Here is a 23,268-nt window from a genome sequence, read left to right as displayed (position 1 = left end):
TGCGGCGCCCGCGAGAACAACTCCTCAACGTCTTGAATTCGATTTCACTCAGCTCAATCGCTTGTGCTATTCGCATGAAACTTTCCCCCTGAAATTTAGACGAAGGGTAAGTTCCATTAATTCAGAGACACTACACTAGATGGAGTGGAAAGATCCAGAGATGTTCGAGCCGGCCGAGCACGGCAACAAACCTTTTTCCGTGCGGATCCCCGCGCTGGTGGTCAGCCGGGGCGCCGGCGACCGGCTCAACTTTTTAACCGCGATGTGGTTCGCTCCCATGGGCGGCGAGCCTTCGCGCATGGTGGTGGCCATTCTGAAAAGAACGCTCACCTATAAGTTGATTTTGGAGCGCGGCGAGTTCGTCATGAGCGCTCCGACCGACAAGATGATGGACGTCGTCGTCTTCGCCGGCTACATCTCGGGACACGACGTGGACAAGTGGAAGGCCACCGGCCTCACGCCGCTGAAACCGTCCAAAGTCTCCGTTCCGCTTATCGGCGAGGCGATCGGCAACGTCGAGTACCGCTTATCGCAAGTCATCCCCTTCGGCGAAGAGCTGGATCTGTTCGTCGGCGACGTGCTGGCGTCGCACGTGCGCAAAGGGGCCATGGAAGGCGAGCTGTTTCGCCAAGACTCAAACCCGCTGCTTTACATGGGGACGAAGTACGACCCGAGCGGCAAGTCGATGGGAAAATTCTACACTCACATAAGCAAGATCGAGCGCGCCGACTACGACTCGCCGCTGCTCAAGCAGTATCTCCGGAACGCAAAAACAAAGGACCCAAAATGACCGCAGGTGCCCTCTTGACAGAGACGCGTTATCTTCATAGCCTCGCTGTGGATTTCACGAGGCCGTTAATCTTGACGGAACAAGACTTGCGGCGCTCTGCAACGAAACCATCGATGGCTTCCGCTCCATTTCCGTCATAGGAAATGGTGGAAAGGAGAAATCAAAGATGACCTGGAGCAAAATCCATCCGGCGGCTTTTCTATTATCGGCGTCTTTTATCCTTTTTATCGTGGCGCCGGCCACGGCGTTTGCCGCGTCCGCGCCGCCGCTGCCGAAGGCGACGCAGGAAGATCTTAAAAAGCTCAAGCTCGACGCCTCGATCCTATCGGACATCGACCGTGAGCTCAAAGTCCCGCAGGCGTGGCTCGACGGCGCCAAGAAAGAAGGCCACCTGCGCATCTTTTCGACCTTCGATCCGCCGCAGGCGGAGCAGCTCTTCCGCGCTTTCAAGGAACGCTACCCGTATATCGCGATCGAATATAACCGCGCGAGCCACGAGGACCGCGCGATCCGGACGCTCGTCGCCTATAAAAATAAAAAGATCGTGACGGACATTTTGACCGGCCTCGGCGGCAGCTTATTCATGTACCGCGAGGTCAACGCCGTGGAGAATCTCAGGAATATTCCCAATTTGAAAAACAACCCTACCGGAACCTTCGACCCGGAGGGCTTTTGGGTGGGGATGCACATGCGCTACTGGTGCATGGCCTACAACACCAAGCAAGTCAGCAAGGCGGACGTGCCCAAAAAATGGGAGGATTTTCTCACCAATCCGAAATGGCGCAACGGCAACCTCGCGCTGGGCAACCGGCCGCAGCTCTGGGCGCTGCAGCTCTGGGACGCCAAGGGCGAGAATTGGATCAAAGATTACCTCACCAAGCTTTTCACCGAGGTCAAGCCTCAACTTCGCCGCGAAGGCATGAACGCCATGCTGGAACTTTTGGCCGCGGGCGAATTTTACGCCAGCATTCCCTCGGCGGAGTACCGCACGCACCAAAAGGTCCTGGACGGCGCGCCGGTGAGCTATACGTGCCCCGATCCCGTTCCCGGCGCCGTCTCCGAGATGGCGATCCTCAAGGGTTCGCCGAACATCAACGCGGCGCGCCTGTTCGTCAACTGGTTCCTCAGCAAAGAGGGGCAGATCGCGCAGTACGTCGCCGATTACGCCCCGCCTGTGCACAAGGACTTGCAGCGTAAAGAGCTGCTTCCGTTCGCCGACCAGATCCTCGGCAAGCAGTTGGCCTTTAGAGACCCCGCGTCAGAACTAAATATCCAGCCGAAGCTGCTCGAGGTCTGGGACGAGCTTTGGCTCAAGAGCGGAGGAAGAAGGCGCGGCAAAACATAATGGGCGATACTCTCCGGCACCATCTCTGGCAGCACGGAATTTTTCTACTCGTTCTGTTTCTCGTGCTGGCGCCCCTCGCTTTTCTCATCCTGGGGAGCTTCAGCACGGCAAGGCTGCCGGGAGATTTTTCTCTCGACGCGATGGGTCTGGTGAATTACCTGAAGGTTTACTCGGACCCCGGAACCTACGAGCTGTTCACCAACACGGTGATCTACGTCGCGGGCAGCGCTGCGGTGGGAATCGTCCTGGCGGTTTCTCTGGCGTGGCTGGTGGAGCGCACCAACGTGCCGGGGAAGATTTTTATCTACGCCGGCGTGCCGATGACCCTCGCCGTGCCCGGCATGCTGCAGGCGATGGCGTGGGTTCTGCTTCTCAGCCCGCGCATCGGCTTCATCAATCAGCTACTCAAAGATATCTTCGGCCCGGACGCGCCGGTGATCGACGTCTATTCGCTCGGCGGCATGATCTTTATCGAGGGCCTGAGGCTCGTGCCGACGGCCTTTCTCATGCTCGTGCCGCTCATGCGCAGCATGGACCCGGCGCTGGAGGAGGCGGCGGCGGTGTCGGGCGCGCGGCCGATCTCGACGCTCCGGAAAGTCACCTTGCGGCTCCTCGCCCCGGCGCTGGTCGCCGTGATGATCTACCAGGCGATGACCGCGCTGGAGGTTTTTGAGATTCCCGGAATCCTCGGCCTGCCCGCCGGGATCTACGTCTTCAGCACCAAGATTTACGCCATCGTGCGCACGGCGACGTTTATGCCGGTCTACGGCCAGGCCAACGCGCTCGCCATGGTTTACCTCGTGATCGCGGTCGTGACGACTTCTCTTTATGCGCGCATGATCAGCCGGGCGGAGCGCTACACGATCATCACCGGGAAAGGCTACCGGCCGCGCCAGCTCGATCTCGGAAAATGGAAAATCCCGGCGCTCGGCATCGCGCTGCTTTTTTTATTTTTCTCGATCGCGCTCCCGTTTCTGGTTTTTCTCTACACTTCGTTTCTGCCTTATCTTCAGGCGCCGTCCTGGAAGGCCCTGAGCGTCATGACGCTCAAAAATTACCGCCTGCTCGCGGAATACGGCGAGGTCGGCTCGGCGCTGAAAAATACCGTGTTGATGGTCGCCGCCACGGCGACCGCCACGGTGGCGCTGTCCTTTTTGGTTTCGCTCGTCATCGTCCGCAGCCGGTTCTGGGGGCGAAGGCTCCTCGACCAGCTCGCCTTCGTGCCGCACGCGATTCCCGGCATCGTGATGGGCATCGCCTTCTTTTGGCTCTTTCTCAAAGTGGATTTTCTGCCGCTCTACGGCACCATCTGGGCCATCTCGATCGGCTTTACGATCAGCTTTCTCGCCTACGGCACGCGCTCGATGAACGCCGCGCTGCTGCAAATACACAAAGAGCTTGAAGAGGCGGCTTACGTGAGCGGCGCGCCGCCGTGGCGCACGATGTGGCGCATCTTCGTGCCGCTGATGATGCCGACGTTGGTCGGAGTCTGGATCTGGGTGGTGCTCCACGCCGTGCGCATCGCCGGCATGCCGCTGATGCTTTACGAAGGCCCGAAGAATCAAGTCCTCGCGATCCTCATCTGGAACATGTGGGACGAGGGCTACGTGCCGGCGGTCGCGGCCATCGGCACTCTCCTGATGATCGTGCTCTTGCTGCTCACGGTGGCGGTTCGCGTGTTCGGCTTCCGCCGACAATCGGTGCAGGTGGTGGAAGCATGATTCGCATCGAGAATCTTCACGTCCGCTATCATACGGAGCGAGGCGAGGTCCACGCCGTGCAAGGCATCGATCTCGACGTCAAGCCGGGGCAGTTCTTCACCCTGCTCGGCCCCAGCGGCTGCGGCAAGACCACGACCTTGCGCTCGGTCGCCGGACTGGAGACGCCGCAGCAGGGAGAGATAACCGTCGGCGATCAGCTCGTGTTTTCCAGCCGGAAGAAGATCTCGATCCCTCCTTATAAAAGAGACATCGGCATGGTTTTCCAGTCCTACGCCATCTGGCCGCACATGAACGTGTTCGAGAACGTAGCTTTCCCGCTGCGCGAGATGCGGCAAAGATTGTCCGGCGACGAGATGCGGACCCGCGTGCGTAAGGCGCTGGCGATGGTCCAGCTCGACGGACTGGAGGACCGCCCGGCGCCGTTTCTCTCCGGCGGGCAGCAGCAGCGCCTGGCGCTGGCGCGCGCGCTGGTCAAAGAGCCGCGCGTCCTCTTGCTCGACGAGCCGCTCAGCAATCTCGACGCCAAGCTTCGCGAAGAGACCCGGATCGAAATGCGCGAGCTGGTGAAGCGCCTCGCGATCACGACGCTTTACGTGACGCACGACCAATTGGAAGCGCTGACGATGTCGGACGTGATCGCCGTGATGGACGGCGGGCGCATCGTCCAACGAGGCACGCCGCTGGAGATCTACGGCGCGCCCCAGGACCGGTTCGTGGCGAATTTCATCGGCCTCAGCAACTTTCTCGAAGGGCGCGTGACGAAAGCCGGCCAGCCCGGCGAAGTCGAGACTCCCAGCGGCACGCTGAAATGCGTTCTTCCCGAGGGAATCACCGCGGGGGAAGCCGTTGTGGTCGTGATCCGTCCGGAGGACGTGAACTTGAACGCCGACGGGCCGGCGCACAACGAAAATATTCTCGAGGGAAAAATCGAGACGATCGTTTTTATGGGCGACGCGCTGGAATGCCAGGTGGCGGTCGGGACCAAGTTGATCCGGTTGAAGCTCCATCCGTCCTCGCCGGTCGCGCGCGGCAACACCGTGCGGCTTCGCATGCCGGCCGCAAGTTGCCGCGCCGTCCGCGCTTGAAGGGGGAACCACTGAGCGTCATGCCTGAGCTATATCCCTACCCCCGTTTTTCGCTCGCCGAGCGGGACCGGCGCTGGCGGGCCGTGCGCGAGGCTATGCGCCGGGAAAAAATCGACGTCATCGTCACGCCGCAGAACACCGGCCACTCGATGGACTATCAGGCCAACACGCGCTATCTCACGCACGTCGGCGGCGGCGGCGACTCGGACATCGCCGGCGTCTTCCCGCTGGAAGGAGAAGTCACGGCGATCGCGACCTCGGCCGCCCCGCGCTGGCCGAACGTGCAGGAGTGGACGAAAGACGTGCGCGAAGCGCGGCGGAATTACGGCCGCGTGATCGTGGAGAGATTGAAAGAGCTGAAAGTCGAGCGCGGCCGCATCGGCATCACGGGTCTCGGCGATATTGAAGGCACGCGCACGCCGGAAGGAACGATCCTCTACGGCACGTGGAAGCAGATCCGCGAGGCTTTTCCGCATGCGGAATTGGTCGACGCGACATCTATATTGGCGGACGTCCGCTACGTGAAAAGCCCGGAGGAGATCGAAGTTCTCACGAAATCGATGGAGATCATCGAGCTGGCTTACCAGGCGGAGATCAAGGCGGCGCGTCCGGGCGCCAAAGATTGGGACGTGTGGGCGGCGACGCAATCGGCGCTGATGATGAACGGCTCGGAGATGCCGGTCCATTGCAACTGGGTGTCGGGAAAAAATCCCGTGCGCACGCTCACGCGGCCGAGCATGCGTCTACTGGAAGCGGGCGATCTCATCATCAACGAGATCGAAGCCTCCTGGGTCGGCTACCGCTCGCAGGGCGTGCAGCCGGTCTTCGTGGAAGCAGCGGACCCGGTGCACGTGGAGCTGATCAAGATTCAGCGCGAGGTCTTCAATCGCGTCCGCGAAAGCTTGAAGCCGGGCGTCACGGTTGGAGAGCTGGCCGAGCTGACGCGAAAAGCGGGGGTCGATGCCGCGCCGAAGTCCGGGCCAGCGGCCAACGCGAACGCCGAGCTGACGATGCACGGGCGCGGCGCCGGCGACGACGGCCCGATCATCACCTCGCACGCGCGGAGCCCGAAGCAGCTCGGCGTCGCGCTGCGCGAGAATATGGTTTTCATCTGCAAGCCTTCCGCGATCACCGCCGACGGCAAGTCCATCTGCACCTGGGGCGACACCGTCGTCGTCACGCCCGCCGGAGGGCGGAGACTCGGCAAGAGGCCGCACGATCTGGCCGTTTCCCGCGGCTGACAACGCCGATGAATCAACGCACGGCATATGAGCGTACGCTTCGGGCTATCGGCCAGGCCCTCGAAAGCCAGGAATTCAAAGTCGTCGACGTCAAACCCTCGGGTGAGAACTATATTGTGAGCGGAGACGCGGCCAAGGTCGCCGCGCTCCAGGCTTTGCTGGCGAAATGGCAAGGACGGCGTCTCAGGCGCCAGGGCCCCTTTCAAAAACGCTATACGGTGATCGACATCGCGAAGCTGGAATACCAAGGGAGGGCAAGGCGCAGGGCGCCCGATAAGGTCCCAGACTTTCACAAGCTCTCGACTTTTCTCCGCACCGTGGGAGCGTATCTCGACGGGAAAGGGGCACGCTTACTGCAAGTCCAGAAAAGCGACAAAACCGTAACCATTGTTTATCAGGGTGAACAAGGTCACCCTCAGATCGAAGAACGCACGGTCGCTTCCTTCTATGCTTTATTTGCACAAATGCATCGGAGAAGAAAAAATCGGGAAATATAGAATGAACTAACGCGCCGGCCGGCCCAGTTTCCAGGCTCTCAGCACGATAAAAATAGCTCCCGCCACCATCAACCACGCGAACCAATCACCGTAGCGCACGTAAAGAGTCTCGCCTTCCATAATCTCGACCTTGGCGGTCAGCACCGCGGGCGTAAAGAGCGGCAATGAATCGAGCATCTCGCCTTTGGGATTGATGACCGTCGTGACGCCGGTGTTGGTGACGCGGACGAGGTTGCGGCGAGTCTCGATCGCGCGCCACTCGGCGAGGCGCGCGTGCGCCCACGGCGCGACGGTGTCGCCGAACCAGGCGTCGTTGGTAAGATTCACCAGCAGGTTGGCGCCCTTCTCGCGCACAAATCTCCGCGCCAGCTCGGGCATGATGTCCTCGTAGCAAATGAGCGGCGCGACTTTGATGCCGCCGGATAGCTCGAGCGTCACCGGCCCGAGACCGCGCGAAAATCCTTCTCCGATCGGCGGCATGCCGGGAACCTTCGAGAGAATCGGCGCGAACGGAATGTATTCGCCGAAGGCGAGCAGCACCTGTTTGTGATAGCCCCCGTGGACCCTGCCTTCCGAGTCTATAACAAAAGCGCTGTTGAACGCCTTCATGCCGGGCGTGTTCGGAACGCCGCTGAAACTTATCGCGCCGAAGATCAGCGAGCTGCCTGCCGGCAGCGATGGTACCATTTCCGGCGGAAGCCGTTCCATATCGTCCGGCACCCACGTCTCGATCGTGCTTTCCGGCCATAAGTAAAGCATCGCGTTCGGCGTCTTCCGGGTAAGATCCAAATAAGTTTTAAGATTGCTTTCGAGGTAGGCAACGTTCCACTTGTAACCGATATCGATGCTTCCCTGAATCGCCGCGATATCGAGCGTGCGGGCCGCGCGCATGGACGATGCTACGTCGTTCAATCGGAGACGGCCGTAGACGAAATCTCCAGTCAACACGACGAGGAGAACGGCGGCGCCGGCCATCGAGCTTCGGAAACTACGCGCGGGCGAAAAGAACGCCGCGTAAGCCACCGAGTTGAACCAAACGAGCAGAAAGCTCACGCCGTAAAGGCCGACCACGTCCGCCGACTGGATAAGGGTGAGAAAGCTCGATTGGCTGTTCGCCAGGTGCCAGGGGAAAAGTTGCGGCCATAAAAACTCGATGGCCACCCAGAGCAGTGCGGGAAAGAGCCGCAGCGGACCCGACCCGGATACTCGCGTCAGAAGACCGAAGAGCGCGATCGGGAGGCCGGCAAGAATGGAAAAACCCAGGAGAATAATTTCGCTGAGACCGTGAGGGAAGCCGCCGAAGACCCTCGCCGTGTATTCGATCCAGTAAAAGCCCAGCAGGTGCGCCAGCGCGCCGGCGAGCCACGCGAGGAGAAACGCGCGGCGCGGGCTTCCGACTCTTTGCGTCAACCACAACAGCGGAACCAGGGAAATCCAAGTCAGCGGGAAAAAGCCCGGATGCAGAAACGCCGCCGCCAGTAAGACTCCGCTTGAGGCGGCGGTCACAAACGGCAGCCAGACACTGCTCCCCCGGTTTCGGTCTCGTGTTGCGCTGATCAATGGTGTCTCCGACAGGTTCATGACGCGCGGCAAGATCAAAAGCTAACATATGATTGTCGGAGAGTGAAACCTATCTCGATTTTCGCCGTGGAAGTGTTGACAGCAAGATCGTTGATATATAAAACTTCGAATCATCAACCATACTGGAGTCGTACGGAGGATCCGATGAGAACATGCCGCGGAATATTGATGGCCGCATCGCTGCTACTCGTGTTTCAGGGATCGGCCTCCGCGCAAGGCGCGAACCCGAAAGCCGAGTGGGAAAAGACGCTCGACCTGGCGAAGAAAGAAGGCAAAGTCGTCGTCTCGATTCCGGCGAGCGCGGAGCTGAGAAAGCTCACCGAAGAGGCGTTCAAAAAGCGCTACTCGGCCATCGATCTCGAGCTCGTCCCCAGCCGCGGCACCGCGATCGTTTCCAGAATTGCCAGCGAGCACAAAGCCGGGGTGCGCCATTTCGATATCCACATCGGCGGCTCCAACTCTGCCGTGAGCGGGCTGTTGGACGTCGGGATTTTGGAGCCGATCGAGCCCTATTTCATTTTGCCGGAGGTTAAAGATCCGAAGAACTGGTGGGGCGGCCACATGTGGGTGGACCGGGCGCAGCGCTATATTTACTCGTTTCAGGCCTACCTGACCGAAAGCATGTGGCGCAACGAGGAGCTGGTGAAGACGGAAGAAATCCGCTCGTACGACGACATGCTCAATCCGAAGTGGCGCGGCAAGATCGGCACGCTCGACCCGCGCACGCCGGGCGCCGGCGACTCCAACTGGGCTTACATCTGGCAGGTAAAAGGCGAAGACTATCTCAAGAAATTGGCGGCTCAGAACCTTGTCATCGGACGCGACCAGCGAGTGCTGGGAGAAAGTCTCGCCAAAGGAAAACTCGCTATCGTGCTCGGCCTTACCTACTATTCGCTGTTGCCCTTCGTCCAAGCCGGACTGCCGGTCAAACCCGTTCCCCCTCTGAAAGAAGGAACCTACGGCACCGGCGGCAGCGGCAATTTAACCATCATCAAAAATCCGCCGCACCCGTACGCGGCCAAAGTATTCGTCAACTGGCTGCTCGGCAAAGAAGGTCAGGAGCTGACGACCAAGGCCCTGGGTCAGGCGACGCGGCGGATCGATGTCGACACCAAGTGGCTCAAAGAGCACGGCGTCATAGCGGCGAAGGACCAACTCACGGTCAAGGATTATCTACAGGCGGAAAACCAGTCCGAGGACAAGCTGGAGAAAGTCCGCGAGCCGGCCGTGAAGTTCGCCACCAAGCTACTGGACTAAGATCTTTTATGCCGACCTACTTTTCTGATCTGCGCGCTTTCCTCGCGGAACTTGAAAAGCGCGGTAAGCTCCGCCGCTGGTCGCAGCCGGTCAACAAAGATACCGAGCTGATGCCGCTTATGCGCCTTCAGTACCGTGGCCTTGCCGACGAATCCCGCCAGGCATTTCTCTTCGAGAATGTCACGGACTCCAAGGACCATCGCTACGATATGAAGGTCGTGAGCGGCATGTACGGCTCATCGCGCAGCATCATCGGGCTGGGCATGGGTTGCGAAGATCCTCAAGAGATCTATGAGAAGTGGAACCACGCGGTGACGCACCCGATCGCGCCCGTGGTGGTGGAGCGCGGCCCAATTCAGGAGGAAGTACACACCGGCGAAGAAATAGAAAAGATCGGCTTGACCATGCTGCCCGCGCCGGTAGAGGAGCCGGGCTTCAGCGGCGCCATCCGCGTGACCGCGCCGTTCATCACCAAAGACGCGGAGACCGGCATGCGCAACGTCGGTATGTACAGCGGCCATTTTTACGGTCCGGACCGCTTTCTGGCGGGAATCGCGCGCATCCACGACGCCATGCTTTATCATTTTCCGGTCGCGCGCCGGCGGAGGGAAGCTTTGCCGGTCGCCGTGTGCTTGGGCACTCTGCCCGACATCGCCTACGTCGCCGCGGCGAATATCCCCTATGGCATCGACGAGCTCTCGGTCGCCGGCGCAATCCGAAACCGCCCCGTCGAGCTGGTGCGCTGTAAGACGATTCCTTTGGAGGTGCCCGCGGAGGCAGAAATCGTAATCGAAGGCGAGCTCTCGACGGAAACGACCGCTCGGGAGAAGGCTTTCAGCGACTATCCCGGCTATTTGATGGCCGAGCACGCGAGCAAGCAGGTGGTCAAAGTCAAGGCGATCACTTGCAGACGCGGCGCGATTTTTCCGGCGATCTTGGTCGGACTGCCGCCCAGCGAGTCGAACGGCATCTCGCGCACCTGCCGCGAGATGATGCTGGATAGCTATCTCAAATACAGTTGCGGCATCCCCGAGGTGTTGGAGGTGAGCTGTCCCGAGATGGGCGGCGGCTGGAACTGGTGGGTGATTCGCATGCGCAAGACTCACCCGAGCAAGCCCCAGCAGGCGCTCCACGCCGCGGCCAGCATGGGCACGACCAATAAGGTCATCATCGCCGTCGATGAGGACATCGACCCCAAAGATCCCGACATGGTCATGTGGGCGATGAGCTTCGCGATGCAGCCTCATCGGGACGTCCAGATCACTACCGGCCGGGTGCCGCTGCTCGATCCTTCGGCTCATTCTTTGATGACAAAACCGGAGGACCGCGGCTTCCCGCCCCCCGCAGGGTGCTCCGGAATGCTGATCGATGCGACCCGTAAAGGGCCCTACCCTCCCGTCGGTCTGCCCAAGCGGCGCTTTATGGAACGAGCGTTGGAGATCTGGAAACAGGAAGGGTTGCCGGAGCTCAAACTAAAAACTCCCTGGTACGGTTACCCGCTCGGCATGTGGACCGCTGAAGACGATGCGCAGGCCGAAGCGGTGGCTCGCGGAGAATACCTCGGCGACGAAAAACCAACGAAGTGAGAGAAAAAATTATGAATCGCGAGACAAGCTACGAAGCCTGGATGAAACAAGAAGGCATTCCTATCGTCGAAGCCCATGGGGTGGAAGACGTGGGCGAGCTGCCGAGGAAACCGTGGGCGCGCACGGGCGGCAAAGGCGGGTTCATCCAGTTGAGAGGCATGGAAGGTTTCACCGGGATGTACGTGGGCGAGATCCCGCCGGCGGGAGCGCTCAATCCGGAAAAACATCTCTACGAAGAGCTGATCTACGTCCTTCAGGGCAACGGCTCGACGGAAGTATGGAGCGACAATGGAAAAACGAAGCTCCACTTCGAATGGCAGCAGGGGAGCCTGTTCGCGGTTCCGCTCAATTGCTGGCACAGGCTCTACAACGGCAGCGCCCGGCCCGCGCTTTTTCTCTCCGCCACCAGCGCGCCGATGATGATGGACCTGCTGCACGATACGAATTTTATCTTCGGCTGCGATTACATATTCGATCAGAGATTCGACGGCCGGGCGGATTATTTCTTCACCACCGACAAGCGGGAAGAGCGCGGCGGCTTCGTCTCCTGGGAAACCAACTTCATCGCCGACGCGCGCAGCGCGCTCGTCGATCCGTCGGAAGCAAAGGGCGCCGGCGTGCGCATCACCTCTTTCGACATGGGCGGGAGCACGCTGGTGGGCCACATCGCCGAATGGCCCGTCGGCCGCTACCACAAGGCGCACTTCCACCAGGGCGGGGCGGTCCTGTTGATCCTGCGTTCGGAGGGTTACACGCTCATGTGGCCGCAGGAAGCGGGCGAGCGGCCCTATCTGGCAAAACGCAAAAATCAGGTCGTCAAAGTCGATTGGCGCGAAGGCAGCGTCGTGAGCCCGCCGACGGGTTGGTTCCACCAGCACTTCAACACGGGAAGCGAAAAGGCGCGGCAGCTCGCGTTCCGCTATAGCGGGCAATCCGGGAAATACCTTCTCGGCATCGGCAAGGCGCTCAACCGCGAGGGCGTGCGCACCAACACGCGTGAAGGCGGGACGCTGCTCGAATACGAAGACGAAGATCCCGAGATCCGACGCGATTATGAAACGGCGCTGAAAAAGACCGGTGTCGCGATGGAGATGCCGCCGCTCGCCTACCGCGGTTCGTAGAAGGCAATAGGAGACTCGAAAAAGTTAAAACGGTTAGTTTCTGGAACGGAAGTAGACAAGGAGAGAACATGAGCTACACGGATTTGCGCGAGTGGATCGCGGAAGTCGACAAGATGGGCGAGCTCACGCGCCTGGACGGCGTCGACTGGGACTTGGAGATCGGCGCGCTGACGGAAGTCGCGGGCCGCGGGACATCCTGCTCCGCGCTGCTCTTCGACCGCATCAAAGACTATCCCGCCGGCTACCGCGTTCTCGTCGGCATGATCGAGTCGCTCAAGCGCGCGGCGCTGACGACCAACCTGCCGACCGACATCACCCGCGACGGCTTCATCGCCGCGTGGAAGGAACGCTTGAATAATCCGACTCTGATTCCGCCGCGCACCGTCGATCGCGGTCCGGTGATGGAAAACGTCTTCACCGGAAACAAGATCGACGTCTTGAAGCTCCCGGTGCCGCGCTGGCACGACCGCGACGGCGGGCGCTACATCGGCACGGCACACGTCGTGATCACGCAGGATCCGGACGAAGGCTGGATCAACATGGGCGTCTACCGCGTCATGGTCCACGACCGCGACCGGCTCGCGCTTTACATCTCGCCGGGAAAGCACGCGCGAATTCACCGGCAAAAAAATTTCGACCGCGGCAAGCCGCTCAAAGTCGCAATCGCCTTCGGCGAGGACCCGTTGCTTTTCCTCCTCGCGGCGCGCGCCCTCCCCTGGGGGTCGCAGGAGCTGGATTACGCCGGCGGCGTCAAAGGCGCGCCAATCGACGTGATCCGCGGCGAGTTCACCGGCCTGCCGATTCCGGCGGCGGCGGAGATCGCGATCGAAGGCGAAGTCTTGCCCGACGAGCTGAAAGAAGAAGGCCCGTTCGGCGAGTGGACCGGCTACTACGCCAGCGGCGAGCGAAAAGAGCCGGTGTTGAAAATCAAGTCTTTCATGCACCGCGATAATCCGATTATCACCGGCGCGCCGCCGTTTCGCCCGCAGGCCGGCGCCGACAGTTGCCCCGCGCTGCTCCGCGCGGCGTTCATCTGGGATTCTCTCGACAAGGCGGGCGTGCCGGACGTGCGCGGCGTCGCCTGCCACCAGAACCGCTTTTTCACGGCGATTGCGATCAAGCAGCGCTATCCCGGCCACGCCAAGCAGGCGGCGATCATCGCCGGCCAGTGCCAGACCGGCGCGTACTTGAGCCGCTATACCGTCGTCGTCGACGACGACATCGACGTCTCCGACATCAACGACGTTCTCTGGGCGATCTGCACGCGCGTCGATCCGGAAAAATCGATCGACATCGTGCGCCGCTGCTGGAGCGGACCGCTCGACCCGATCATCCCGCGCGCGGAGAAGGGCTTCAGCTCGCGCGCCATCATCGACGCCTGCCGCCCGTTCGAGTGGATGAAAGATTTTCCGCCGGTCTCCGGCGCGAGCAAAGAGCTCAAGGAAAAGGTTTTGGCGAAATACGGCCACGCGATAAAAAAGTGACTCGACCGGAAGGAGCGAGCATGAGAGCAAACCCGTTTTGTGTTTCCATCGTCGCAGGTCTTTTTCTCCTCGTCGCGACCGCGTCGGCGCAGATAAACAAGCCCGGTGCCGAGTGGGAAAAAGTTCTTGAGGCGGCCAAGAAAGAGGGGCGGGTCGTTGCCTCGATACCGCCGAGCGCCGAGCTGAGAAAAGGATTGGAAGAAGCCTTTACCAAGCGCTACGGCATCACGCTGGAAAGCGTCCCCGGCAGAGGGGCCGCAGTCATTACACGGATCGTCAGCGAGGCCAGGGCGGGCATTCGTTACTTCGATCTCCACTTCGGCGGCACCGAGTCCACGGTGCGCGGGCTTTTGCCGGAAAATATCCTCGAGCCGATCGAACCTTATTTCATCCTGCCGGAAGTCAAAGACCCGAAGCAGTGGTGGGGCGGGCACATCTGGATCGACAACGCCAAGCGCTGGATCTATTCGTTTGCCGCCTATCAGAGCCAGACCTTGAGCTATAACTCGGACCTCGTCAAAGCCGAGGAGATCCGCTCCTTCGACGACTACCTCGACCCGAAGTGGCAAGGGAAAATCGGCTTCAGCGACCCGCGCATTCCAGGCTCCGGCGCGTCGATCTGGTCGTTCTTGCTCCAGGTCAAAGGCGAAGAGTACTTAAAAAAACTCGCCGCGCAGAAATTATTCCTCGGCCGCGACTTGAGACTCTTGGCCGAAAGCCTGGTGAAGGGGCGCACGAGCCACACGCTCGGCATCGGCTACACGGAGTTCGCTCCGTTCATCAAGGCCGGCCTCCCCATCAGGACCTTGCCCATTCCCAAGGAGGGCCTCTACGCGACCGCGGGATACGGCAGCCTGGTGGTTCTCAAAAACGGCCCTCACCCCAACGCGACCAAGGTTTTCGCCAACTGGCTTCTCAGCAAAGAAGGGCAGGAGATTTTTACCCGGGCGATGGGCGAGGCGACGCGCCGGCTCGACGTCGAGACGAAATGGATGAAAGAGTTCGGCATCCTTGCCGCGAAAGACGGCCTGACGCTGGAGCAGTATTACCGGATGGAAAACCAATCGGAGGATAGGATCTACAAGGTGCGCGAGCCGGGCGCCGAGATCGCGAAGAAGCTTCTGGAGTGAAAATATTTGTAGGGGCGATCCCCTGTGGTCGCCCGATAATCGGGCAGGCACGGAGGCCTGCCCCTACAAGGACCTAAGAATAACGGATGGGCTACATGGATTTACGCGCCTGGATCGGGAGCCTTGAAGAAAGGGGCGAGCTTGCGCGCGTCAAGGCCCAAGTCGATTGGGACGAAGAGATCGGCGCGATCACGCGAGAGGTCTCCAGCCGATACGGTCCCGCACTCTTTTTCGAGAACATCAAGGACCATCGGAGCACGCTTTGCCGGCGGCTCTTTACCAACGGAACCGGCACGCGAGAGCGGCTCTGCCGCTTGATCGGCGTCGCCGAAGAAACCAGTTACCGGGAGATCGTTCCGATCTTAAAAGAAAGATTTTCCCGTCCGGTAACGCCAGTCAAAGTCGCGACCGGGCCGGTGAAAGAAAATATCGTCACAGGCGACGCGATCGATCTCTACCAGTTTCCGGTGCCGAAGTGGAATCCGCTCGACGGCGGCCGCTACATCATGACCTCGGCGAGCGTGGTCACGATGGATCCGGACACCGGCCGGCACAACGCCGGCACGTATCGCGGCATGATCGCGACGAAAAAAACCATCAGCGCGCTGCTCGCGACGACTCAGGGATGGGGCGAGCATTTCACGAAGTATAAAAAGCGCGGCGAAGAGATGCCGGTCGCCGTGGCGTTGGGCCAGGAGCCGACGCTTTTCATCGCCGCCTCGACGCCGGTGAGCCATACGGAGTATGAAATGGCCGGCTCTTTGAGCGGCGCGCCCGTTGAGCTGGTCAAATGCGAGACCAGCCAATTATTCGTGCCAGCCAATGCAGAAATTGTAATTGAGGGGCGCGTCTCCCCCGATCCGAAAAGTTTCGAGCCGGAAGGACCGTTCAGCGAGTATCCCGGCTATTACGGCGGAAAAAAATCGCCGAAGCACACGATTCGCGTCGAGTGCATCACCCACCGCGACGACCCGATCTTCACCGGCTGCCTCACCGGATCGAGCCCCGGCCGGACCAACGAGGGAACGACCTGGACGCCGGCCGCTTACTCGGCGATCGCTTGGCACTATCTGGATCAGGCCGGCGTGGCCAACGTGACGGGCGTCTGGAGAGGCAAATGGCCGGAGGTGATGCGCGTCCAGATCCGCAAAACCCACCGCGGCCACGCGCAGCAGGTAGCGAGCGCGCTCTGGGGCTCGCACATTTCCAACTACACCGCGAAGCATTTGATCGTCGTCGACGAGGACATCGACATCTTCGATTGGGAGGCGATCGAGTGGGCGCTGGCCTTCCGCGTGAACGCGGGTATGGGGGACATCTCGTTTTTTCCCGGCACATCGGGGTCGATGCTCGATCCGAGCGTGCCGATCGAAGAACGCGACGCGGTGAAATACGGCCACGGCAAATGGACGCGCGTCCTGATCGACGCCACGATCAACTGGGAGCTGGAACCGCAGGAGCAGTACGGCGGCGTGCGCTACCCGCCGCTGGGGACGTCGATCTCGCCGAAGATGGCGGAGACGCTCAAGCGTCGGTGGAAAGAATATGGGTTATGAACTGTTTGTCCCATTGTCCATCCTTGATACGTAAGCCGCACCCACTTTCCGACCCGCAATACGTTAGTGATATCGCCGACCGGCTGGCTTCACCAGCATTCAACGGCAACCGCTATTCCCTACCGCCTACAGCCTATCGCCTTCTTTGAATCCGTAGGCAAGTTCCAGTAGCTGTAGGATAATCCGTGCAGTCGCTCCCCAGATGTCCCATCCCTGGCAGTAAAAGTGGTAAATCGGATAGGGCCGGTCCGGCGGGGACAAGCGCGGCTCAACCTTAAAGCAGCCGGTTTGCAAAAGAGCGGAGATCGGAACCGAAAAGACCGCTCTGGCTTCGGCCTCGTTCAAGCGGAAGTCATAAGGGTGGGGAACGACGCCCACGAAAGGAGTAATCAGGTAATCCGAAGCCGCGGTAACCTGGTCCAGCTCTCCCAACACGCGCACATCGACAGGTTTCAGTCCGATCTCTTCCTCGCTCTCGCGCAGCGCCGCCGCCAAGGGACCCGAATCGCACGGATCGATCCTACCTCCGGGAAACGCTATCTGTCCTCCATGGGAGTTGAGCAGCTCCGCTCTCTGCGTCAGCACCAGATGATCGCCGTCCGGTTTTTGCTGAATCGGAACAAGAACCGCGGCGAGCTTGAACCCGGCGACCCCAAGCGTTTGCGGCGCGCGCGAGTTAAGCGCCGCGATGATTTTATTTACCGACATAAGGTTCTTACGGATCAGAAAGCCTCTCCTCAACTTTATAAAACACGGCTCGAAAAATCCATATCGATCGCTCGACGGCAACAATATTTGTCACCGGTGTGGATTATCTTCTAGCTTTTTTTGGTCACCCGGATTTTTTCCATACGAACTATTTTGTAAAGGCGAGCATTATTTCTTATCTTTTTACGGTAATTTCTGGTGGCACATCGCTTGCTTTAAAAATATCAATGTATCACTCTATTTTCAGGTGATCACCCGAACCTGCCTTCTATGGCGCGGCGTGTAAAACTGACAATCCACGGCAAGATGGTCATCGGCTTTGCGGCCGTGATCTGCATCATGATCGCGGGCCACCTCTACATGCTCTTTGAGGTCCAGGCTCTTTCGAACGAGGCTCAATCAACCCTCAACATGGAGGTGAAAACGGTCGATATCGCCAAGCGCATGCGCGCTCTGTTGGACGACGAGGAAAGCCACGCGCGAAAATACGTCATTACCCGCGACCCGGTCTACTACGATCTCTTCCAGGAGGCGAGCCGGGAATTCCAGCAATTGCTGGGCACCCTGATACGAACCGAAGCGGAGCGTGGAAACGCGCTGCATCAAGTGGCCGAGAAACATCATTGGCTCTCCCGATCTATCCCGGAACCGGGGAAGCCGGCGACGGCCGGCGCCGGTTCGGCGGGCATCATCGAGAACGCCGCGCGCAGCGAACGGGTCGACTCCATCGACCGCTGGTTGGCGGGTCTCATCCGGAACAGTCAAATCTCGATCGATAGTTCAATGGCGACGTTCGTGCAATCCACACAGCGCGCCCAGCTGGTTGCGGCAGCGCTGACTCTGCTGACGATCCTGGCGGCGTCGGCGGCCGCGTGGATGATCGCGCGCACGATTACGCGCCCCATCGGCACTCTGGTCCGGGCGACCCTGCAGATCGGGCAGGGCCATTTCGACCCGATCCGCGTCCACTCGCACGACGAAACCGCGCTGCTCGCCGAGTCTATCAACGACATGAGCGCGAAGCTGAAAAGAGTCAACGAAGCGAAGGCCGACTTGATGCACCAGATCGTCCACGAGCTGCGCAACCCTCTGCAGATCATCTTCTTTGCCCGCAATCTTCTGGCCGAGCAGGAAGTGGGAGGCATCAACGGCAAGCAGCTCGAGATGCTTGACCTGATCGGAGGGAACGCCGAGAAGCTCATGAGCTTCACCGATCAATTTTTAGATCTGGCCAAGGTCGAGGCCGGAATGATGGAATACCGACGCGCGCCGACTGATCTGGTCGCGCTCGTCGCCCGAGCGATCGAGGACGCCCGCGCCCTCGCCTCCCGCAAGGATATCGCAATAAAACTCATGTCCGAGCCGGCCCCACAGACGTTCGCCGACGGCGAGAAACTTTCGCAGGTCTTCGGCAATCTCTTGAGCAACGCGATCAAATACACCGAGCAGGGCGGATCGGTCGCAGTGGCCGTCTTCTGTTTCGACCGGAAGATTTACGTGGCCGTGAAAGACTCCGGCATCGGCATCGATACGGAGGAGCTGCCGAAGCTGTTCACCAAATTTTACCAGGCCGCCAACGCCTCCAAGGCGCACGCCAAGGGAACAGGGTTGGGATTGGCGCTGGTGAAGGCTTTCGTCGAGGGCCACGGCGGCGCTCTTTACGTCACCAGTACGATCGGCGTGGGCTCGACGTTCACGGTCGAGCTTCCTGTCGTAGAGGCCGGTCAGGTGGAGTCGCTCGGCTTAGCACAAGCTGTATAACTCTCCTTCTGTTCCCTTCCGCTGAAATTTGCTATGTTCCCGTCAATCTAAACTGAAATCCATTCACCAGAGACGCACGGAGAACGCGCCCTTCGACTAAGCTCAGGATGCGCGGCTATGAAGGAATTCCGCTCGTGGTGATCCCTCGACAAGCTCGGGACTAAAGGCGCGGTCGAGGGAGCCTGCCCTGAGCGAAGCCGAAGGGTCGAACCATGCGATCTCTTGCGTCTCTGCGGTGAGTAAAAAACATTGACCTAAAATCCGATGAACGACCGGGAAATTCACAGCGCGATCCGCATCCTCAGGCGAGAAGTGCCGAAGTGGCAAACCCCGATCGTCACGCTGGTAGCGGAAAATTCTGAAAGCCCGTTCCAGGTCTTGATCTCCTGCATTTTGAGCCTGCGCACGCAGGACACCACCACTGCGCAGGCGAGCCGGCGGCTCTTCGCCTTGGCGGACACGCCGGAGACGATGTCCCGCCTGTCGGTTCAGAAAATCGAAAAAGCGATTTTTCCCGTGGGATTTTATCACACCAAGGCCAAGGTCATTCGCGATATCTGCCGCACGCTGATCAAAGAATATTCCGGCAGAGTGCCGGATGAGATCGACGAGCTGCTGAAGCTAAAAGGGGTCGGGCGCAAGACCGCCAACCTGGTCGTCACGCTCGGCTATCGCAAGCCCGGCATCTGCGTCGACACCCACGTGCACCGCATCTCCAATCGCTGGGGTTACGTCCGAACAAAAAATCCCAAAGAGACGGAATTCGCCTTGAGGGCCAAGCTGCCGAAGCAATACTGGCTCGAATACAACGACCTGCTCGTCACCTTCGGCCAACACCTCTGCCGCCCCATCTCGCCGCTCTGCAGCCGGTGCCCGGTAAGAAAGCATTGTGCGCGGATCGGAGTCACGCTCAGCCGATAAATCCCACGCTACCGTTTCCAGACAGTAGCCGCTTGGCTCGTTGAGAATCGATGGCCGATGGCAGTCATCGGGCCGGCCCGCGCGCCAGCTCGTCGTCGATGACGCGGGCGAAGCTCTCAAACGGCTGCGCCCCGGAGACCAAGCGGCCATTGATGAAAAAAGCGGGCGTGCCGGTCACGCCGAGGCGGGCTCCTTCGTCGATATCGTTCTGCACGGCAGCTTTGTACTTGCCGCTGGCGACGCATTTTTCAAACGCCGGCACATCCATCTCGACTTGCTTGGCGTAGCCCTTGAGATCTTCCAGGCTGGTCTTGGGCGCGTTGTCAAAGAGCTTGTCGTGATAGGCCCAGAACTTGCCCTGTTCGTCGGCACAGCGGGCCGCCTCATGACCGCTTCGCGCCCGCGGATGGAGTTGATCGATCGGAAAATCGCGAAAGACTATTTTTACCTTATCACTATACTTGGACTCGATCTCGGCAAGGGTGGCGAGGGCCCGTTTGCAAAACGGGCAATGAAAATCTGTGAACTCGACGATAGTCACCGGCGCCTTTTCGCCACCCTTGAAAGGCGCTCCTTGGGCGGAAATTTCGAGGCGCTGGACCGGCGGCGCCTTGAGATTTACCACCACCTTCGCTTGCCCGCGCAGCGACCTGAGAAATTCTTCGCGCTTGGCCGTGAGCTTTTGGTTTTGCAGGTAAGTTCGGATCTTCTCTCGGACCTCTGCCTGCTCTCCTTTGACCTGCGCTTTATTCTCCTGATAAAAGTTTTCGATCTCCTGCTCGGTGACCAGGCCGACTTTTGAAGTCACCTCTGCATCAAGCAGCGCCGGCACCGTAAGCTTGCGTTTCGCCGCTTCCTTTTCCAAAAGCTTCTCATTGATCAGCGCGTCGAGTTTCTGGCGCTTCAGATTGTAGATTTGCTCTTCGAGCTTGCTCAATTGTCCCGCGAGCCCTTTTTCGACCTCTTCTGAGCTGATCGCCACGCCGTCGATTACGGCAAGCGGTTCGTCGAGCGCATGGGCCGTGAAGGGGAACCCGACTCCTGCTAGGAACAGTACGGTCCGTAGAACCTTCATGGGAGGTAACCCTCTCTTACTCGTCTATTGTCTTTTAGGCACCGACGCCTACATATCGGATTCGAGTCCGTAAGCAAGAACGGCAGAGCGGATAATCCGCCCTGCCGTTCAAAGAGCGTAACTAATCTACACCTGCTGGCTATAACAGCAGGCCATCAGGAGAGCAACCGCCACCAGGGTTCGCATGAAGGTTTTCCGTATCTGAAGCGGTCATGACGCCGCCGACGCCGGCCTCGGTAAGAAATACAAACTGTCCGTGGGGTGTTGGATCAGAGCCGGTATAGCGGGTGTGTGCGCGAACGTAGATCGTATCGCTCGTCGGAATCTGCCCCGGTCCAAAACCGACATCGACGTTCGACAGATCGACGGTGATCGTTTGCGTGAACTGCCCGCTGATCAGCGCCGCATCGGTTACCTCAACGAGCCCATCAGCTTCCGGATCGTGGAAGTCGAAGGCAGCAGCTTCGCCGACGAAAACATGCGCGGCCGGCGAGCCTCCCGTCAAATAAAAACTGAAGTCAGTAGGAAGGATCAGCTTGACGGTCGGATTGGTGATGACGGCCGTCTCACAAGTGTCGGGCACCGTTGCGTTGACCACGGCTGCGATGTGAGCGCTGCCGGGATTGACGATGATTTTCTTGGGGTTGCCTTTGGTGGTAAAGCACTGCTCGAAACCGTAATCTCCATTTGGCGGCAGCGGTCCAATGATATGTGTAACGGTACTTAGCTCAACCGGTGAAAGAACTTCGAAAGTGCCCGACGGATTATTGTTGCCGCCAGGGCCACTAGTTCCCGCGGGGTCCATCACGATTGTTGCAAAGGGATTGCCGCAGAGATCCTCCGTGTTGGTCTCCAATTTCATGGTATAGATTCCCGGCGGGGTCGTGCAAGCGGTTTGCAGGGCGAGGTCCCTGGAGTTCTCGTTCGGATCTTTTCCGTCGTCGTTCGGTCCATTCGGCCCTCCGAAAGAAAAACCGCTCAACGTGGCCGGGCCGATGGTGTCGGTGGCGTTATAGGCTTCCAGGTCAAATGAGTACGGAGTCCCCGACGAACCGTCCTTGAGTTTGACGTTTAACGCGATTGAACTGCCAGCGGTGATCTGCGGAATTGGATTTGGACCGGGGTTGGGGCTGTACGACGCCACCCTCGCGGTCGGCGCTTCCTTGTCGGTGACGTATTTGGTCGACGTATTGGACGTCTTCGCGGGAGATTGCGACGCTCCAGTGCAAGAGGTAGCGGTATTCCCGTCCGTTGCGGTCGCATTCACAGTGACCGTGTAAGGCCCTCCCTCCGGGCTTACCGGAAGGCTGCACGTGTAAGTGTCGCCGCTTGCAAGTATTAGCGTGCACGAGTTGGTGCCATCACTCGCGGTCAGCGCAGAGAGCGCCCCACCTCCGGTAGCCGTTCTTTTGGTACCGCCGCCAAGGTTCAGGCAGGTGCCGGCCGCGTCGTAGGTCGGTACGATATCGACGGACACCGTTATGTCGGTCTCCGGCGAGCAGACCGCCCGGATGCTGTTGAACGGGCTGGACTGCGAGATCGATAAGTTATTCAACGAAATGGACGGCGCCGCCCACGCGGGTGCTCCAGCAATCAACAACATCCAAACCGCTAGAATCGGCCCGAGTATTCTTCCGGTAATTGTTTTCATGACTAATCCCCCCCTCTTTTCCTGTCATCGACGCCTTTTCCGATCCGAGACACAAAGCCCTGGTACGGAATTTCTGTTGACCGTTTCACCCTTCGTTCCTGAAGCTTTGGTGGCCGACCTTGGTCGGTCAGCTCATCGCATCACGTTTGCGCGCCTTCCGGGCGACGGGGAAATTCCCGTTGCCCGAGAAACGGCAAGAAGAGGGGTGGGGGGAAAAGTCTCAATACCTTTCCCCCCACAAGCGGGTTTACTGACAAGAATAAGTGCCCGAAATAAAATCGGTGAGGACACAAGTCCCCAAGTTGAGCGTGTTCTGCGGAACGCCGTCGAGGAATGTTTGTTCAGTCACGTCCGCCTGAAGAATCGTAGCGGTACTAAAGTTAATTGTCCAGTTTTGCTCATTTGGACACAACGCGTCGGTAAAAACCGGGTCACCGTTAGCATCCGTAAGGGTAGCCGCCAACTCGTATAAATCCGCCCCAAAAATAGTTACCGCCGCCGTCCACTTTCCCTTAGCGTCAACATTTGTGATAAAATCGGTCTCGCTAATTATTCCGCTGGTAAGGTGAGCTGATTTGAAGGATGCGGTCTCGCTACCACCGCCATTGTTTACGCATCGAACGCCAAGGGTTACGTTAGTTAGCGAACATAGCAATTCATTTTCGAACTTGTTCGGGTTTCGCGCTTGCTTTCCAAACGCACTACATTCGAGGTCCCGGGGGCAATCGACTCCAGTATCACCTCCACAAGTAGTGGAA

The 23,268-nt window shown here is 59.5% G+C and carries 19 protein-coding genes; 14 read left to right on the top strand and 5 right to left on the bottom strand.

All coding sequences use genetic code 11. The features are described from left to right. Positions 1-139 precede the first annotated feature (139 nt). From VGL70_22750 to VGL70_22725, 6 genes are all read left to right on the top strand, one after another. Complete coding sequence (locus VGL70_22750) at positions 140-790, top strand: flavin reductase family protein (GenBank protein ID HEY3306349.1); 651 nt, start codon at positions 140-142, stop codon at positions 788-790. Between the two features lie 166 nt (positions 791-956). Further along, complete coding sequence (locus VGL70_22745) at positions 957-2,135, top strand: extracellular solute-binding protein (GenBank protein HEY3306348.1); 1,179 nt, start codon at positions 957-959, stop codon at positions 2,133-2,135. Continuing rightward, entirely contained in the window at positions 2,135-3,856 is a 1,722-nt protein-coding gene (locus tag VGL70_22740) for an iron ABC transporter permease (protein HEY3306347.1), read from the top strand. Before VGL70_22745 ends, VGL70_22740 begins: the two co-directional genes overlap by 1 nt. Next, positions 3,853-4,941, top strand: coding sequence for an ABC transporter ATP-binding protein (locus tag VGL70_22735; protein ID HEY3306346.1), 1,089 nt, complete (start codon positions 3,853-3,855; stop codon positions 4,939-4,941). The genes VGL70_22740 and VGL70_22735 overlap by 4 nt, the downstream gene beginning before the upstream one ends. 20 nt (positions 4,942-4,961) lie before the next feature. Continuing rightward, positions 4,962-6,182, top strand: a complete 1,221-nt coding sequence (locus VGL70_22730) for a M24 family metallopeptidase (protein HEY3306345.1) — start codon at positions 4,962-4,964, stop codon at positions 6,180-6,182. A gap of 8 nt (positions 6,183-6,190) precedes the next feature. After that, positions 6,191-6,679, top strand: a complete 489-nt coding sequence (locus VGL70_22725) for a hypothetical protein (protein ID HEY3306344.1) — start codon at positions 6,191-6,193, stop codon at positions 6,677-6,679. 6 nt (positions 6,680-6,685) lie between these two features. Here the strand turns inward: VGL70_22725 and lnt are convergent, their stop codons facing one another. After that, positions 6,686-8,239, bottom strand: coding sequence for an apolipoprotein N-acyltransferase (lnt, locus tag VGL70_22720; GenBank protein HEY3306343.1), 1,554 nt, complete (start codon positions 8,237-8,239; stop codon positions 6,686-6,688). Between the two features lie 165 nt (positions 8,240-8,404). On the opposite strand from lnt, the gene VGL70_22715 reads away from it, so the two are divergent. From VGL70_22715 to VGL70_22690, 6 genes are all read left to right on the top strand, one after another. Then, complete coding sequence (locus VGL70_22715; protein ID HEY3306342.1) at positions 8,405-9,517, top strand: extracellular solute-binding protein; 1,113 nt, start codon at positions 8,405-8,407, stop codon at positions 9,515-9,517. 8 nt (positions 9,518-9,525) lie between these two features. Next, complete coding sequence (locus tag VGL70_22710) at positions 9,526-11,103, top strand: UbiD family decarboxylase (GenBank protein HEY3306341.1); 1,578 nt, start codon at positions 9,526-9,528, stop codon at positions 11,101-11,103. An 11-nt stretch (positions 11,104-11,114) separates the two neighbouring features. Then, positions 11,115-12,224: a cupin domain-containing protein gene (locus VGL70_22705; protein HEY3306340.1), complete on the top strand. Its 1,110-nt coding sequence runs from the start codon at positions 11,115-11,117 to the stop codon at positions 12,222-12,224. Between the two features lie 68 nt (positions 12,225-12,292). Continuing rightward, entirely contained in the window at positions 12,293-13,708 is a 1,416-nt protein-coding gene (locus tag VGL70_22700; GenBank protein ID HEY3306339.1) for a UbiD family decarboxylase, read from the top strand. A 20-nt stretch (positions 13,709-13,728) separates the two neighbouring features. Further along, positions 13,729-14,838, top strand: coding sequence for an extracellular solute-binding protein (locus VGL70_22695; protein HEY3306338.1), 1,110 nt, complete (start codon positions 13,729-13,731; stop codon positions 14,836-14,838). Positions 14,839-14,933: 95 nt separating this feature from the next. After that, a complete protein-coding gene (locus VGL70_22690; protein HEY3306337.1) occupies positions 14,934-16,394 on the top strand; it encodes a UbiD family decarboxylase in 1,461 nt (486 codons plus the stop codon). A gap of 126 nt (positions 16,395-16,520) precedes the next feature. On the opposite strand, the gene VGL70_22685 is transcribed toward VGL70_22690, so the two are convergent. After that, positions 16,521-17,102: a CoA pyrophosphatase gene (locus VGL70_22685; GenBank protein ID HEY3306336.1), complete on the bottom strand. Its 582-nt coding sequence runs from the start codon at positions 17,100-17,102 to the stop codon at positions 16,521-16,523. A gap of 270 nt (positions 17,103-17,372) precedes the next feature. On the opposite strand from VGL70_22685, the gene VGL70_22680 reads away from it, so the two are divergent. After that, on the top strand, positions 17,373-18,863 hold the full coding sequence (locus VGL70_22680) for an ATP-binding protein (GenBank protein HEY3306335.1): 1,491 nt from the start codon (positions 17,373-17,375) through the stop codon (positions 18,861-18,863). Positions 18,864-19,127: 264 nt separating this feature from the next. Then, the gene (gene nth, locus VGL70_22675) at positions 19,128-19,784 is read left to right on the top strand and encodes an endonuclease III (protein HEY3306334.1); all 657 of its coding nucleotides are present in this window, start codon (positions 19,128-19,130) and stop codon (positions 19,782-19,784) included. A gap of 64 nt (positions 19,785-19,848) precedes the next feature. Here nth and VGL70_22670 read toward each other — a convergent pair whose 3' ends face one another. From VGL70_22670 to VGL70_22660, 3 genes are all read right to left on the bottom strand, one after another. Beyond that, a complete protein-coding gene (locus VGL70_22670) occupies positions 19,849-20,859 on the bottom strand; it encodes a thioredoxin domain-containing protein (GenBank protein ID HEY3306333.1) in 1,011 nt (336 codons plus the stop codon). Positions 20,860-20,998: 139 nt separating this feature from the next. Continuing rightward, complete coding sequence (locus VGL70_22665) at positions 20,999-22,510, bottom strand: hypothetical protein (GenBank protein ID HEY3306332.1); 1,512 nt, start codon at positions 22,508-22,510, stop codon at positions 20,999-21,001. A 247-nt stretch (positions 22,511-22,757) separates the two neighbouring features. Then, positions 22,758-23,268: hypothetical protein (locus VGL70_22660; protein HEY3306331.1), on the bottom strand; the 511-nt coding region annotated here is incomplete at its 5' end.

The sequence above is a fragment of the Candidatus Binatia bacterium genome, from assembly GCA_036504975.1.
Lineage (GTDB): Bacteria > Desulfobacterota > Binatia > UBA9968 > UBA9968 > JAJPJQ01.
Note: the sequence above shows the minus strand (reverse complement) of the source record. Positions and strands in the feature narration are given on the sequence as shown.